This window comes from Cupriavidus sp. 8B (assembly GCF_054589115.1).
Genome location: NZ_BAAILO010000412.1, coordinates 52,313 through 66,979, shown reverse-complemented (window position 1 = coordinate 66,979; position 14,667 = coordinate 52,313). Strand labels below are relative to the sequence as shown.

General features: G+C 63.7%; 16 protein-coding genes. 9 read left to right on the top strand and 7 right to left on the bottom strand.

Translation table 11 applies throughout. From position 1 onward, the window contains the following. Positions 1-24: 24 nt before the first annotated feature. Together ACYP5B_RS39000 and ACYP5B_RS38995 are read left to right on the top strand one after the other, a co-directional pair. Positions 25-246: a hypothetical protein gene (locus ACYP5B_RS39000; RefSeq protein ID WP_459573161.1), complete on the top strand. Its 222-nt coding sequence runs from the start codon at positions 25-27 to the stop codon at positions 244-246. A 653-nt stretch (positions 247-899) separates the two neighbouring features. Then, positions 900-1,118: a hypothetical protein gene (locus ACYP5B_RS38995; RefSeq protein WP_459573160.1), complete on the top strand. Its 219-nt coding sequence runs from the start codon at positions 900-902 to the stop codon at positions 1,116-1,118. Positions 1,119-1,875: 757 nt separating this feature from the next. Here ACYP5B_RS38995 and ACYP5B_RS38990 read toward each other — a convergent pair. Further along, on the bottom strand, positions 1,876-2,103 hold the full coding sequence (locus ACYP5B_RS38990; protein ID WP_459573159.1) for a hypothetical protein: 228 nt from the start codon (positions 2,101-2,103) through the stop codon (positions 1,876-1,878). Positions 2,104-2,500: 397 nt separating this feature from the next. On the opposite strand from ACYP5B_RS38990, the gene ACYP5B_RS38985 reads away from it, so the two are divergent. From ACYP5B_RS38985 to ACYP5B_RS38975, 3 genes are all read left to right on the top strand, one after another. Then, positions 2,501-2,767 carry a BrnT family toxin gene (locus ACYP5B_RS38985; protein WP_459573158.1) on the top strand — a complete coding sequence of 89 codons (267 nt, stop codon included), beginning with the start codon at positions 2,501-2,503 and terminating at the stop codon, positions 2,765-2,767. Then, on the top strand, positions 2,751-3,047 hold the full coding sequence (locus tag ACYP5B_RS38980) for a BrnA antitoxin family protein (RefSeq protein ID WP_459573157.1): 297 nt from the start codon (positions 2,751-2,753) through the stop codon (positions 3,045-3,047). The genes ACYP5B_RS38985 and ACYP5B_RS38980 overlap by 17 nt, the downstream gene beginning before the upstream one ends. A 216-nt stretch (positions 3,048-3,263) precedes the next feature. Then, entirely contained in the window at positions 3,264-3,419 is a 156-nt protein-coding gene (locus ACYP5B_RS38975; protein WP_459573156.1) for a hypothetical protein, read from the top strand. Between the two features lie 694 nt (positions 3,420-4,113). Here ACYP5B_RS38975 and ACYP5B_RS38970 read toward each other — a convergent pair. From ACYP5B_RS38970 to ACYP5B_RS38950, 5 genes are all read right to left on the bottom strand, one after another. Next, positions 4,114-5,079 carry a Bug family tripartite tricarboxylate transporter substrate binding protein gene (locus ACYP5B_RS38970; RefSeq protein ID WP_318235069.1) on the bottom strand — a complete coding sequence of 322 codons (966 nt, stop codon included), beginning with the start codon at positions 5,077-5,079 and terminating at the stop codon, positions 4,114-4,116. A 117-nt stretch (positions 5,080-5,196) separates the two neighbouring features. Next, a complete protein-coding gene (locus tag ACYP5B_RS38965) occupies positions 5,197-6,369 on the bottom strand; it encodes a mandelate racemase/muconate lactonizing enzyme family protein (RefSeq protein ID WP_459573155.1) in 1,173 nt (390 codons plus the stop codon). Positions 6,370-6,431: 62 nt separating this feature from the next. Next, on the bottom strand, positions 6,432-7,133 hold the full coding sequence (locus ACYP5B_RS38960) for an SDR family NAD(P)-dependent oxidoreductase (RefSeq protein ID WP_459573154.1): 702 nt from the start codon (positions 7,131-7,133) through the stop codon (positions 6,432-6,434). A gap of 114 nt (positions 7,134-7,247) precedes the next feature. After that, positions 7,248-8,189, bottom strand: a complete 942-nt coding sequence (locus tag ACYP5B_RS38955) for a dihydrodipicolinate synthase family protein (protein WP_318235072.1) — start codon at positions 8,187-8,189, stop codon at positions 7,248-7,250. A 24-nt stretch (positions 8,190-8,213) separates the two neighbouring features. Beyond that, a complete protein-coding gene (locus tag ACYP5B_RS38950) occupies positions 8,214-9,080 on the bottom strand; it encodes an IclR family transcriptional regulator (RefSeq protein ID WP_459573153.1) in 867 nt (288 codons plus the stop codon). A 459-nt stretch (positions 9,081-9,539) separates the two neighbouring features. Between ACYP5B_RS38950 and ACYP5B_RS38945 the strand changes: the two genes are divergently transcribed. From ACYP5B_RS38945 to ACYP5B_RS38930, 4 genes are all read left to right on the top strand, one after another. Further along, complete coding sequence (locus ACYP5B_RS38945; RefSeq protein WP_459573152.1) at positions 9,540-10,727, top strand: FIST signal transduction protein; 1,188 nt, start codon at positions 9,540-9,542, stop codon at positions 10,725-10,727. Positions 10,728-11,058: 331 nt separating this feature from the next. Then, complete coding sequence (locus tag ACYP5B_RS38940) at positions 11,059-11,841, top strand: COG4705 family protein (RefSeq protein WP_459573151.1); 783 nt, start codon at positions 11,059-11,061, stop codon at positions 11,839-11,841. A gap of 68 nt (positions 11,842-11,909) precedes the next feature. Beyond that, positions 11,910-12,323 carry a hypothetical protein gene (locus ACYP5B_RS38935; protein WP_459573274.1) on the top strand — a complete coding sequence of 138 codons (414 nt, stop codon included), beginning with the start codon at positions 11,910-11,912 and terminating at the stop codon, positions 12,321-12,323. Between the two features lie 40 nt (positions 12,324-12,363). Continuing rightward, positions 12,364-12,996 carry a VTT domain-containing protein gene (locus ACYP5B_RS38930; protein WP_459573150.1) on the top strand — a complete coding sequence of 211 codons (633 nt, stop codon included), beginning with the start codon at positions 12,364-12,366 and terminating at the stop codon, positions 12,994-12,996. 17 nt (positions 12,997-13,013) lie between these two features. Here the strand turns inward: ACYP5B_RS38930 and fumC are convergent, their stop codons facing one another. Continuing rightward, positions 13,014-14,417, bottom strand: a complete 1,404-nt coding sequence (fumC, locus tag ACYP5B_RS38925; protein WP_459573149.1) for a class II fumarate hydratase — start codon at positions 14,415-14,417, stop codon at positions 13,014-13,016. Positions 14,418-14,667 lie beyond the last annotated feature (250 nt).

Below are 14,667 nucleotides of genomic sequence, written 5' to 3'. Positions count from 1 at the left end.
GGGCAAGTACGGGAGGCAGTAGGTATGAGTAGCACTAAGCACACGCTGTTCGAGGAAGTATCTGCCGTATTCGAGCGAGCCTGCCATGAAAAAGACTTCGCATTAGCGGAGCACCTGCTGTCCGCGCTTGAAACCATTGCGCGCCGCCAGAAGGACGAGCGGCAGCTCGACCTTGCATACCTCGTGCTCGCAGCATCCTTCGAAGAAGGCGAAGTCTCCCTCGAATACACGCCATCGCGTCATTAGGCTTTGGCAGAGACTCCCATACTTGGAAGCACGTAGCTTGGCTTGGTTGCCGGGCACCTTAGACAAGGAAGCGCGACGAAGGCCGCGCAGCAAACTGATGAAGCAGTTTTGGAGTGCGGTTCTCATTGTGATACTCGCAGTTGCGTTGCCGCTTCGTGTATTCGCCATGCCGCTTTCTGCATGCTGCGTTGACGGTACGGCCAACCCGACTTCGTACGCCGCTCTGCATGAGGCTGCCCGCTTCAGCTCGAGTGATACCTGCGATGGACACATCGATTGTTCCATCGAGGACCATCCAGCCGATATGTCGCACGCCTCGTGCATGGCGATATGCGCTGCCGTCGCAGCACTCCCCATCGCGGCCAACGTTGCCCAGAGCTCCTGGAGGAGCATCTTCGTCGCGCACCGTGAATCTAGTTTCCCCTCTGTAGTCCTAGCGCTCCCGGAGCGTCCACCTAAAGCGTTCTTCACCTGAAGCCGAGTTCAGCAAGCCAGCGCTACCGCTTGGCTTGCAAAGGCACGGCAAGTCTATCCCAACGACTAGGCAGTGAGGTTGTTCCCCAAAGGACGACCTTGCATTCGGGGCAGTGCTGGCCAACCTTTGAACGAAAGGGGTTCGAAACCGCACTGTGCGAAGTGAGCGGAGAACTATCATGAAGAAGATTATCCTTGCCGCCGTTGGCACAACGGCACTCATCGCATCCTTGTCCGTCCTCGCGGGCCCGGACTGGTACGTCATTGAGAAAGCACGCGCAGCCAAGCAGACGGAGATGCATGCTGCGCAGATGCAGCAGAAGACTGGTGACCCAGCAGCCATGATGAAGACCTGCCGGGAGATGATGACGCAGCCCATGCTGATGCAGCCCAAGTAGGCTTCGTCTGAGGTCCGGACGGGGCGTCTTTGCTGATGGACGTCCCGCCTGGGGTTCCTCAGTCCCACGCCATCGGTTAGCGGGCGACCGGAAAATATGCGACAACCTGCCACGGTGAGCCCATCCTAATCATGGCTATGCGCTGATCCTGCAAAGTTACGAACTGTTCTCGTGCGAATGTCTCTTCGCCGGTTATGGCTTGCTGGATTCCTCCTTTACGCCTTCCTGACAGCGACGATTCAATCTACAGATCGCGCGACAACCACGCCAAGCTCCCCTAGCAACCCGCGCATCCGAGTCAGCAAGGCTGTCCATTCGTGTTGCAGACCCCGCTTACGGAATGCTAGGCCAGCTTGCTGTTCAACCGATTTGATAGGCACGGTCCGCATGGCTGCCTGCCGGGCCCCGACTGCGATGGCTCCCGCATTGGCCGTATCGTTCTTGCCGCCACTCCTGAATGGCTTGACGAACCGAGCAGAAATGCGTCGAAGGACGTCCTTGCGAACGCTATCGGTGGACAACAGTCCCCGGACGCGCGTGAAAGCGGACGTTCGCTAGCGTACTGTAACCGCGCAGCGCGAATGGCGGGATTGGCCGATGAACCGACAAGTGCCGCCGACGCGCGAGTGGCCGTTGTTTAGTGTTGAAGCGACACTCGAGCGTCCGAATGGACCACCGGGCCGACGGCCGGAACTGGCCGACAACGGTCCTCCTTGGCACACGGAACCTCGGCGCTGGATCCGCCTGGGCCGGCTTCTTATCGCTCTTGCGACGAGAGCCGCCATGTCGGAATGCCGTCGTCGAAGCTATCGAACCACTCCCGGATCGCGTCGGCCACAAGGCTTGGATCGCAAGTGGCGGCATCCGGAACGCATGCCCGAATGAGATCTTCGACGTCAAAGGGTCGTTCCGCCCGAGCCCGCCAGGCATCGCGGTTGCGGGCGAGGATAGTGAGGTGCTGGTCGCGGATCGGGATGTAACGCATGGCGAAGACACGGAATGGAGTCCCGTATTGGCCGCCTCGCCGACTTCTTGAGCCACGCAGTGAGCAAAGGGCGAATCGACCTACAGATCCTGGCTCAGCGTCGGCGAGAATTGCACGGCAGTCCAGCTAATTCCGGATTTCCAGTCCAGCAAACTGATCTGTAGTCCGGCTAATTCCGGTTTCCAACACGGGCGTCGGCTCAATTTCGTCTGGGCATGCGGGCAAGCCACCCCGACACTGTATATCCATACAGCCAACTCGACTATCGGCAATCCCTCTCGGGCGGCCCCTATACTGGATATCCATACAGTATTCGATGAGAGAGACATGTTCGCCTGCGCCCCCGATTACAAAAACCTTTTTGACTCGCTAGGTTTTCGTAACTACAATTACTTACATGGAAATCACTTTCGACCCCAACAAAGACGCCGCCAACATCGCCAAACATGGCGTGTCCCCGGCCCTCTCTGCTGAGATTGAATGGTCGGAAGTGATGGTTCGCCCCGACACTCGCCGCGACTACAGCGAACTGCGCGAGATCGGCTTTGGCCTCATCGGCGATCGCCTGTACTGCGTGGTGTTCACGCAGCGGGGCGAAACCCTCCGCATCATCAGCCTGCGCAAGGCCAACAGTAAGGAGATTCGTGATGTTCAAGAATCGTAAGATCGTGATGCCGACCCCCGAAGAAGACCAGGCAATCAACCGCGGGATTGCCGCTGATCCCGACACCTATGATCTCAGCGCCGAAGAGATCAAAGCGATGAAGTCGTTTGGCGAAGTGATCAAAAACCGAGGCGGCCGGCCGAAGCTCGCCAACCCGAAAGAATCTGTCACCATCCGCTATGATACGGAGATCCTGACTGCCTTCCGGGCAAGCGGCGAAGGCTGGCAAACCCGCATGAATGACGCATTACGTGAATGGCTGAGCACGCATCGGCCCTAACCTCCATTGCCTGCTGAGTGCCGCCAGCCAACCGGCCAGACCATTTCCCGACGACAGGGGGGAACAACATGGCAACGCGCCTTCGCCGGCTGGGTGCCCCGGTGAGGCTCCGGTTGCTCATTGCCATGGTTTACCCAACTCCCCACCAAAAGGGGATAGCGCATTAAGGGCCTGTTACTACGATGGACAGTTCCTATCAAACTGGAGGGGACCGGTATGGCAAAGAACGAAAAATCATCCAAAGAGCTCTCATCGCTTGCCGGCAAGGTGCTGCAACAGAAGAGTTCCACCCAAGCCGCAAAGAAGCTTGCTGGTTCCGTGTTGACCCAGGCGCCGGACAAGCCAAAAACTCCCGCCAAGCGCGGAAAATAGGAAACAGGAAGCCAGCCATTGAGCATGCTTCAGTTTTGCAAACGGCATAAGCATGGCTGGCTTCAATGACTCGCACTCAAGCGTCACTACTTCGTCAACCGCGCAGCGCAGGCCGAATGCCTCGATGCGCTCTGGCGGGCCCAGCGCCTTGACCAGGCGCGCCACAAAGGGTATGCAGCGCGTCATTGGCTTCGACCTGACATCACCCCGAAAAGGACTCCGCGAACGATATGAAGGTGACGGGGCAGACCGGTTTCGGGATCCGTCCAGCGGGCGAGCACCTCGAAGCCGGCGATAGCGCCGGTCTCGAGGCATATCAATGGCTGGAATGCAGGCCGGAGCAAGCCACCATCGATCGCGGCTGCCAGTCTCGCGCAGGTATCGTCCGTGTCAGCCACTTTAATCCTCACAAATACCGCCGGAAAACCGGATCGTGTCCTCTCGAACGGGGCGCCCCACGGATCCTGCCCGGCAACCCCTGTGCCAGGCAGTCTTCCGTCAGATTATTCCCTGACCAGGCGTTTGCGAGGCGTAGCGATCTTTCGCCACCCCCCCATTGGATATCGACCGACCTGCCGGTAAATTGAGGTCTTGGTTGTGTTGATGCGTTGACTGCTTGGCTGCCTGGCTGCCTGGCTGCGCAGGGCCTCCGCGGCGCCGAAAGCGCACCGGCCTTCGGCGCCGGGCAGGCCCCCTACTCCGCGCGGATCTTTGCTTCGGCCACGATCTTGGCCGAGCGGGCCATGTCCTCTTTCTCGAAGCGGGCGAAATCTTCCGGCGTGCCGGGCGAGAGCAGGTAGCCCTGCTCGGCCAGCCTGCCCCGCAGGTCGGAAGCCAGCGCCTTGTTGACCTCGGCATTGAGCCGCCTGGTCACCTCAAGCGGCAGCTTGGACGGACCCCACAGGCCGTACCACGAGTAGAACTCATAGCCCGGCACCGTCTCGCCAACGGTGGGCACGTCCGGCATGGAAGGCAGCCGGTCCTTGGAGGTCACCGCGACCACGCGCACCATGCCGCTCTTGTGATACGGCACGGCACCTAGCACCGGATCGATAAAGCCATCAATGGCGCCGCCGATCAGGTCCTGGTAAGCGGGCGCGGAGCCCTTGTACGGCACCACCAGGTAATCGATCTTGCCAGCCCGCTTGAGCAGCTCCGTGGACAAATGCCCCGCAGAAGCCTGCGAGCCGATCGCGAACGACATCTTGCCGGGATGCGCCTGGGCGTAGGCAATCAAGTCCTTGATGTTCTTGATGGGCAGGTTCCGGTTGACGGAGACGGCCAGCGGCCCCTTGCCGACCAGCGCGATCGGCACGAAATCCTTGGTCACGTCGTAGGGCGACGATTTCAGGGTCATGGGCGTGGTGGTGAAGGTGGAGGCGCTGAACAGCAGCGTGTAGCCGTCCGCCGCGCCCTTGGCCACCGCGTCGGCGCCGATGATGCCCTGGCCGCCGGGCCGGTTGTCGACAATGAAGCTCTGGCCGGTTTGCTCGGAGAGCTTTTGCGCGAGCATGCGGCCGACGGTGTCGGTCGGGCCGCCGGGCGGGAACGGAATGATCACGCGCACGGCTTTGTTGGGGTAGGCCTGCGCGAAGGCGCTGGCGGCGGCGCATGCCAGCAACGCGCCGGCGGCACAGCGGAAGATCCGGTGGAACAGCATGATTTGTCTCCTGTCTCGACTGCAGGTGCGCCCCAGAGAGGGCGGTTCGCCTATGGGGCGCTTCTTCTATCTTTCTGTTTGCTAGACGTCGTCATCCCAAACGTCTTTGGCCCGTCGTCACGGCTGCGCCAGCGCCGACATCTCCGCGTAAAGATCCGCCTTGCCCTCAAACCCGATGCCCGGCAGCTCCGGCATGGTGATATGCCCGTCGATCACCTTCACGCCATCGGGGAAGCCACCATAAGGCTGGAACAGGTCGGGGTAGCTCTCGTTGCCACCCAGGCCCAGGCCGGCGGCGATATTGAGCGACATCTGGTGGCCGCCGTGCGGGATGCAGCGGCTCGGCGACCAGCCGAAGGTCTTGAGCACTTCCAGCGTGCGCTCGTACTCCACCAGGCCGTAGGACAGCGCGCAGTCGAACTGCAGGTAGTCGCGGTCGGAGCGCATGGCGCCGTAGCGGATCAGGTTGCGGGCGTCCTGGTGGCTGAACAGGTTCTCGCCGGTGGCCATGGCGCCGGGGTAGTACTCGGCCAGCGTGGCTTGCAGGTGGTAGTCCAACGGATCGCCGGCTTCCTCGTACCAGAACAGCGGATAGTCGCGCAGCATCTTGGCGTAGGCGATGGCGGTGTCCAGGTCGAAGCGGCCGTTGGCGTCCACGGCGAGCTGCGCGTCCGAGCCGATTTCCTGCAGCACGGCTTCGATCCGGGCGCTGTCTTCTTCCAGGCTGGCGCCGCCGATTTTCATCTTGACCACGTTATAGCCACGGTTCAGGTAGGAGCGCATCTCGGCGCGCAGCGCGCCGAGATCCTTGCCTGGGTAGTAGTAGCCGCCCGCGGCATAGACGAACACGCGCGGGTTGGCCTTGACGCCGTGGCGCTCGGCCAGCAACTGGAACAGCGGCACGCCGGCGATCTTGGCCACCGCATCCCACACCGCCATGTCGATGGTGCCGACCGCTACCGAGCGCTCGCCGTGGCCACCCGGTTTTTCGTTGGACATGGCGGCGGCCCACACGCGGTTGGGGTCCAGGTTGGTGCCGGCGTCGTCCAGCAGCGATGCCGGATCGGCCGCCAGGATACGCGGCGCAAAGCGCTCGCGGATCAGGCCGCCCTGCCCGTAGCGGCCGTTGGAGTTGAAGCCGTAGCCGATCACGCGCTTGCCGTCACGGAAGGCGTCGGTCACCACGGCGACGAGGCTGCTCGTCATCTTCGAGAAATCGATATAGGCATTGCGGATGGGCGACGAAATCGGCTTCGTCACTTCGCGGACGTCAATGATGCGGACGGACATTGCTGGTCTCCAGTGTCTTTCGGTAATCAGGTACTTCAGTGTTTCAGTGTCTTGCCGGGCCACTACAGCGACCCGCCGCCACAAATCAGGATCTGCTGCCCGGTGATCGCGCCGGCATCCGGGCCCAGCAGGAAGCTCACCATCCCGGCCACTTCCTCAGGCCGGATAAAGCGCCCAATGGGCGGCGTGCGCGGCGGCGTGCCCTTGCGGCCCGGGTCGTTCAGCATCGGGGTCTCGGTGGCACCTGGCGCCACCACATTGACCGTGATGCCGCGCGGCGCCAGCTCGGACGCCCACGAGCGCGCCATGCCCACCAGCGCGGCCTTGGTCGCGGCGTACTGGCTGCGCCCCGGCGCGCCGGCCGCAGTGCGGCTGCCGATCAGCACGATGCGCGCGCCATCCGGCAGCGTCGGCATCAGCGCGTTGGCCAGCACGCAGGCGGCTTGTACATGGATGCGCCACATGCCCTCGCCGTCCTCGGGCTTCAGGTCGCCGAGCACCGCGGTGCGCATGAAGCCCGCGGCATGGACGATGGCGTCGACCTGGGGCAACGTGGCCACGGCGGCGGCCAGCTTCGGGGCATCGGTCAGGTCGACCTCGATCCCGTTGAAACCGTCGACGCTGGGTGCCGGCGAGCGGTCCAGCCCGGTCACCGTCCAGCCCGCCGACAGCAGGCGCCGGGCGATGGCCGCGCCGATGCCGGAGCTGGCGCCGGTGACAAGGGCGTGCCTGGTGCGCGCCACGGGCGTGTCGTCGTCTTGCATGGATTGGCTCATCAAAGCCCCTTTGGATTGCATGGCCGGCGGCCCGGCCCCGGCGCGCTAGCCGCGCGGCGGGATGCCGAACCGGTACAGGCTCAGGTCAGACGTGGCTCAGGCTCAGGCGGCCGCTTTCTGCGTCACGCCGGCGTGTTCCAGCGCGGCCTTGATGGCGGCCAGTTCCGAGGCCGACGGCGCGTGGGTCGGCGGACGCACCGTGCCATCGCGCAGGATGCCGGCCAGCGCCATGGCGGCCTTCATGCGGCCGTGGGCTTCGCCCGTGGGCTCACCGGCGCCGTACACCGCGTCCTTGAGCGGATTGATCAGGGCCTGCACGCGCATGGCTTCATGCAGGTCGCCGGCCTTGACCGCCTTGAGCAGGTCATTGATCAGGCCGGGAATCAGCGAGGCAAAGCCGACCAGTGCGCCGTCGATGCCTTGCACCATCGACGACAGCAGGTATTCGTCGTGGCAGGTCATCAGCACCTTGGTGGGATCCGCGGCGCGGATCTCCTTGATGTCGCGCGCGTACTTGTTCATTTCGCGCTCGCCCATCTTGAAGGCCTTTACATACGGGAGCTTTGCCAGTTCCGCGAGCAGCTCCGACGAGTAGGAGCCACGGGTCCAGGCCGGGTAGATATGCACCACCAGGGGCAGCCCGCTGGCCTTGCCGATGGCGTTGAAGTAGTCGAGGCAATGCTCCGGCTTGAAGCCAAAGCGCAGCCAGTGATGCGGCGGCATGATATCGAGCCCGGCGGCGCCAGCTTCCTTGGCCCAGCCAGCTTGTTCCACGGCGTCGTTGATGCCTTCGCAGACCACCGACGAGATCACCGGGCAGATGCCCTGGGTGGCGTCGGCGGTGATGCGGGTCACCTCGGCGCGCTCGCGCGGCGTCAGCGAGAAGACTTCACCGGTATGGCCATTGGTCATCAGCGCGGTCACGCCTTCCTGAGCGCCCAGCCACCTGGCAAAGCGGCGCAGCTCCGGCTCGTTGATGCTGTAGTCCGCGTTGAACGGGACCGCGATGGCCGGAATGATGCCGTGGAAATTGATATCAGACACGTTCGTCTCCTGGTGAGGCTTGCGCTATTTGCGCGTTCGGGTTGGCAGCAAGGTGGGCGGAATGAACCCGCCGGAGGGTTGCAACGCACGGGACAGTTCGGTAGCGGCATGCACTACCGCCGGGGCCGTGGTCGATTCGAAATCTTCAAGCGAGGTATTCATGGCCGGCGCCGCCACGCTCAGGCCGGCAACCGGCACGCCGTCCACATCCAGCACCGGCGCGGCAACCACATAAAGGCCGGACACCGTTTCCTGGTTCGACAACGCGTAGCCCTTGGCCCGCACGGTCTTGAGCCGCTCGAGGATGGTGTCAAGCTCGGTGAGCGTGTGGTCGGTCAGCTTCTGCCGGGGCTGGGCGTCCAGCACGCGGGACTGCATGTCCTGCGGCAGCCACGCCAGGATGGCGTAGCCAACGGCGGTGGAGTAAGCCGGCACGCGGCTGCCAATGCGGATATCCACGCCAAGCCGCGTCAGCCCGGCCTGGATCCGTTCCGCGTACAGTACGTCCGGGCCATCCAGCACGCCGATGGATGCGGCTTCATTGATCTCCCCCACCAGCGCCCGCAGGATGGGCCTGGCCCGCGTGCGCAGGTCAGCATGGGCGATGGCGTCGAAGCCGAGATCCAGCACCTTCAGCGACAGCCGGAACAGCCGCGTGTCCGGCACGCGCCGCACGTAGCCGATATCCACCAGCGTGTTGAGGAAGCGAAAGGCCGTGGCATTGTCCAGCCCCGAGCGGCGCGCGACTTCCGCCATGGTGAGCTCGGGCTCCTGCGCCGTGAACGCTTCGAGGATGCGGAAGCCCTTCGCCAGCGACTGCACCGTGTTCTTGGATGCGTCGCCCGCGCTGCTCGCCTTCGATGCGGTCGGGACGGAGTTCTCGGTAGCCATGTCTATCTCCACTGTCAGTTCTTGATGCAAACCCGGAATCGAGTTCGGATTCCGAATTTTAATTCGATGAACTGACAGAGGAAAGCCCTCGCTCAAGTTGGGTGGGTAAGCATCGGCATTGCCGCTTGCCGCTTAAAATTCGGATTGCGAATTTTTATTCGCAATCTAGGGCTGAGAAAAGGTGCCAACCAAAAGCACCTCTTCATCCTGCCTCGCGCCCTGAGGCGCCCTTCAATTTATTCGGATAGCGAATTTATATTCGCAATATGAAATATTCTAGGCCTCGACTTCCGGCCCTTGCAAGCTCGATTTTCTAAGGGTTTTTACTAGGCGAGCTTCCCAACGGGAAGCCGGATGCTTGCATGGTAAGGGACCAATGCCAATCCTGCCCCCTGCTGGCCTGAACACACCTTGCCGGCGGCGGTCCAACAACTTCATTGCCCGGAAGGCGGAGCGACCATGTCTGACACTACTACTTTTGTGCACGCTCACGCAGCCCATGGCGACTGGCAGGCGGCCCTGGCCGAGTGCCGGCAGCAATTTGACGCGCAGCTTGCGGCGCGTCAGGCAGAGCCGGGCGGGGCCCCGCTTACGCTCGGCTGGTGCTACCTGAGCGACTATTACGCGCCGGCCGCAGAGGCCATCCTCGCCGCGCTGCAGGAAACCTGGCCGGGCGTGGCCTGGGTGGGTGCGGCTGGCGTGGGCGTCTGCGCCAGCGGCGTCGAATACTTCGACGAGCCGGCCATGGTGCTGATGGCGGCGGCATTGCCGCCCAGCACATTCCGGCTGTTCTCGGGGCAGCAGCCACTGCCTTCGGCATCCTCCCCCTCCCACTTCGCGCCCCATACCGCGCTGGTCCATGCCGAGGGCAGCACGCCGGATGTCCAGGACCTGCTGCACGAGCTGAGCACGCGCACGGCCACCGGCTATCTCTTCGGCGGCCTGTCTTCGGCGCGCAACCGCACCTTGCACATGGCCGATGGCGTTTTCTCCGGCGGGCTGTCGGGGGTGCTGTTCGGCCCTGAAATCGGCCTGATCTCGCGGGTGACGCAGGGCTGCAAGCCGATCGGGCCGGCGCGCACCGTTACCCGTGCGGCGCATAACCTGCTGTTCGAGCTTGATGGCGAGCCAGCCCTCGACTGCGTCCTACAAGACCTGGGGCTCGGGCGCGATGTGCCGGAAGATACCTTGGCAAGCGTGCTGTCCGCCACCCTGGTGGGCCTGAGCAAGGGTGACGACGATGCGCTCAGCGTGCCTGGCAGGTTCGGCACTGATACGCTGGTGCGCCATGTGCTTGGCGTAGACGCGCAGCATGGCGTACTGGCACTGGCGGATGTTGTGGAGGACGGCATGCGGCTGGCCTTCTGCACGCGCAACCCCGCCGCCGCGCGGGCGGACCTGATGCGCGTTGCCACAGAGATCCGGTCTGAGCTTGAGAGCGGCCACAGCGGCCGGGCGCTGGGCGCGCTGTACATCAGTTGTTCCGGACGGGGTGGGCCCCATTTCGGGGCGCCGCATGCGGAGTTGCAGATGGTGCGCAATGCGCTGGGCGACCTGCCGCTGGCGGGATTCTTCGCTGGCGGCGAGATCGCACGAGACCGCCTATACGGCTACACCGGGGTGCTGACGGTCTTCACGGGGCAATGAGCCAATGAGCGCGCCCCGCCGCGCTCAATCCTTGTCCGGATGCCTCATCTCGAGGGGCGCGATCCAGCGCGCTTATTCCTGTTCGTCCTCGGTGAGGTAACCCAGCGCCAGCCCTCCCTTGTGCGCATTCTTGGCAAACGCCGCCTTGTCGTAGCCGATATGGCGGTTCAGCGCCTGCTTTCCATGCGGTCTTAATGCAGCCTTAAGCCACGGTGAAATAACCTTGCGCCACGGACTGCGTAGAGCGACCTATCCCACGCCCGCCCCCCAACAACCAACAGGGCCAAACCGCCCGCCCCCCCCCCAGCGCATAGCACACCTGGAGCACGCCATGAACACGCTGTCCCACCAGACGATGCCAGCCTGGCTCAACAAAGTGCCCGAAGTCACCGTGGGCTTCTGGATCATCAAGATCCTGTCGACCACGGTCGGCGAAACCGGCGCCGATTTTCTCGCGGTCAACGCGGGGCTGGGCCAGGCCGTCACCGGCTGCGCCATGGGCGCCTTGCTGGCCATCGCACTGTTCGCGCAGGTCCGGGTGCATCGCTATGTTCCCTGGATGTACTGGCTGACCGTGGTGCTGGTCAGCATCGTCGGCACGCAGATCACCGATGCGCTCACCGATGGCCTGGGCGTGAGCCTGTATCTGAGCACGGCCGTCTTCGCCGTCATGCTGGCGGGGATTTTCGCGTTCTGGTACCGGAGCGAAGGCACGCTCTCCATTCGCACGATCTGCTCACGCCGCCGCGAGCTCTTATACTGGGCCGCGATTCTTTGCACCTTTGCCCTCGGCACCGCCGCGGGCGACCTGGCCACCGAAGCCCTGGGCCTGGGATTCCAGCTGGGCGCCCTTGTGTTCGGCGCCCTCATTGCCCTCGCCGTGGCCGCGTTCTACTTCGGCGTCAACGCCGTTTTGACCTTCTGGATCGCCTATATCCTGACGCGCCCGCTGGGCGCATCCCTTGGCGACCTGTTGTCCCAGGCGCAGACCTATGGCGGCCTTGGCTTTGGCGCGGCGCTGACCAGCGGCATCTTCCTGGCTGTCATCGTCGCACTGGTCGCGGTTGCCCAGCGCAACGCAAACCAGGTTTTGGGAACGGCAACGGCGCCATGAATGGCACCAATGGCGCCGCCGTTGCCCTCTTCACCGCATCCACCCCTTCCATACAGCAGGAGACCACCATGCGCAGAACCCTTATCACCCGTCCTTTCTCCATCGGATTGCTGGCACTCGCGGCATGCTTGCCGGGCTATGCCGTCTTCTCTTCCACGAGCCTGATCCCTGCGGCCGAAGCCGCAACCCCCTCAAAGCTGGGCGACTTGAGCGCGTTCCGCGCGATCGCGGCGGATACGGCATCGATCGTCGACAAGGGCGACCTCGCCGGCGCGAAGAAGCGCATCAAGGACCTGGAGGTTTCCTGGGACTCCGCCGAAGCGGGCCTGAAGCCGCGTGCGGCAGCCGACTGGCACGTGGTCGACAAGGCGATCGATCGCGCGCTGGAGGGGCTCAGGGCCGGCACGCCGAATGCGGCCGATTGCAAGAAATCACTGGCGGACCTGATCAGGACGATCGACCAGGTGAGTGGCAAGCAGTAAGGTGCCGCCGGTGGCACGCACGCGGGATTGAGGAGGATCTATGTTGTCAACGGGACTACTGAGCTGGATCACCAACGACCAGCAGATCATGTCGACGATGGCGAATAACTGGGTCTATGGCTTGCTGATCGTCGCCGCCATCGTATTCCTGGAAACGGGCATGGTCGTGCTGCCCTTCCTGCCCGGGGACTCCCTGTTGTTCGCGACGGGCGCATTCCTTGGCATCAACGGCATCCCGCCGCTGCCGGCCATTGCCCTGATCGGGCTTGCGGCGGTGCTGGGCGACGGCGTCAACTACATGATCGGGCGTTCGGCGGTGGGCCAGTTCCTCATCCGCAAAGCATGGATCAAGCCGCGCCACCTCGAAAAGACACGGGCGTATTTCGACCGATATGGCGGCTCCACGATCACGGTGGCGCGCTTTGTGCCCATCGTGCGAAGCGTGGCGCCCTTCCTGGCAGGCCTGGGCGGCATGTGCCCGCGGCGCTTTACGCTCTACAACCTGCTGGGCGCGGCCCTGTGGTGCTCCGGCCTGCTGCTGGCCGGGTTCTGGCTGGGCGGGATCGAGTGGGTGCGCGGGCATATGAGCTGGCTGACCGTGGCCATCATTGCCGTTTCCCTGCTGCCGGTGGCGTTCCAGCTCCGGCGCGGCACCGCGCGCGCCGGGAGCTAGACGTCAGGTGTTGCGGCTCAATCCTTGTTCGGATGCGTCATCTCGATGGGCACGATCCAGCGCGCGTACTCGTCCTCGGTGAGATAACCCAGCGCCAGCGCAGCGGCCTTCAGCGTCAGCCCTTCCTTGTGCGCCTTCTTGGCAATCGCCGCCGCCTTGTCGTAGCCGATATGGCGGTTCAGCGCGGTCACCAGCATCAGGTTCTTGTCGAGGTTCTCCGAGATCTTCGGCAGGTTCGGCTCGATGCCAAGCGCGCAGTGGTCGTTGAAGGCCAGGCAGGCGTCCGCGATCAGCTCGATGCTTTCCAGCACGTTGTGGACCATCACCGGCTTGTACACGTTGAGCTGGAAATTGCCCTGGCTGCCGGCAAAGGCCACCGTGGCATCGTTGCCGAACACCTGCGCGCACACCATGGTCATGGCCTCGCACTGGGTCGGGTTGACCTTGCCCGGCATGATCGACGAGCCCGGCTCGTTCTCCGGGATGTTGAGCTCGCCAATGCCGCAGCGCGGGCCGGAGGCCAGCCAGCGCACGTCGTTGGCCATCTTCATCAGGCCGCCGGAGAGCGTGCGCAGCGCGGCGGAGGTTTGCACCAGCGCATCGTGCGCGGAGAGCGCGAAGAATTTGTTCGGCGCATCGACAAACGGATGGCCGGTCAGCGCGGCAATATAGGCCGCCGCGCGTGCGCCGAACTGCGGATGCGCATTCAGCCCGGTGCCGACCGCCGTGCCGCCGATGGCCAGTTCCAGCAAGCCCGGCTCAGCCGTCTTGACGGCATTCAGGCCGAAATCGATCTGCGCCACCCAGGCGCTGATTTCCTGGCCAAGGGTGATGGGCGTGGCGTCCTGCAGGTGGGTGCGGCCCGTTTTGACGATGCCCTGGTACGCCTGTGCCTTGGCGGCCAGCGTGTCACGCAAGGCGCCCACCGCCGGCAGCAGCTTGGTATGGATCTGCTCGACCACGGCGATGTGCATGGCGGTGGGGAACGTGTCGTTGGAGCTTTGGCCGCGGTTCACGTGATCGTTCGAATGCACCGGCTTCTTGCTGCCGAGCTCCCCGCCGGCAATCTCGATGGCCCGGTTGGAGATCACCTCGTTGGCGTTCATGTTCGATTGCGTGCCGGACCCGGTCTGGAACACCACCAGCGGGAAGTGGTCGTCCAGCTTGCCGGAAATGACCTCGTCGGCCGCCTGCACGATCAGCCGGCCGATGTCGGGAGGCAATTCGCCAAGCTCCGCATTGGCCTCGGCCGCCGCGCGCTTGAGGATGCCCAGCGCGCGAATCACCGGCCGCTGCCAGCGGAAGCGGCTGACCCCGATCGGGAAATTGATGGTGGAACGCTGCGTCTGCGCCCCCCAGTAGCGATCTGCGGGCACATCGATGGCGCCCATCGAATCGGTTTCGGAACGGAATGCGGGCATGGAAGACACTCTCCAAACAAACTACGTCAAGGATTGCCCGGTGCGGGGCGATCTGGAGGCACCCATCACCGAGCCGGAATAAACGCCGGCGCTATCTTGTCCATGGACCACCCGCTCGGGCGGCAGCCAGGGCGTGACCTGCGCCGATCTTTGCAGTTGTGCGCTGTAGTGCGCTGTAGTACGGGAGGACGAAACGGTCTCTGCGTTTTCCTTTTGTGGGGACAGCCCAGCCACGTGCGTTCCCGCCGCC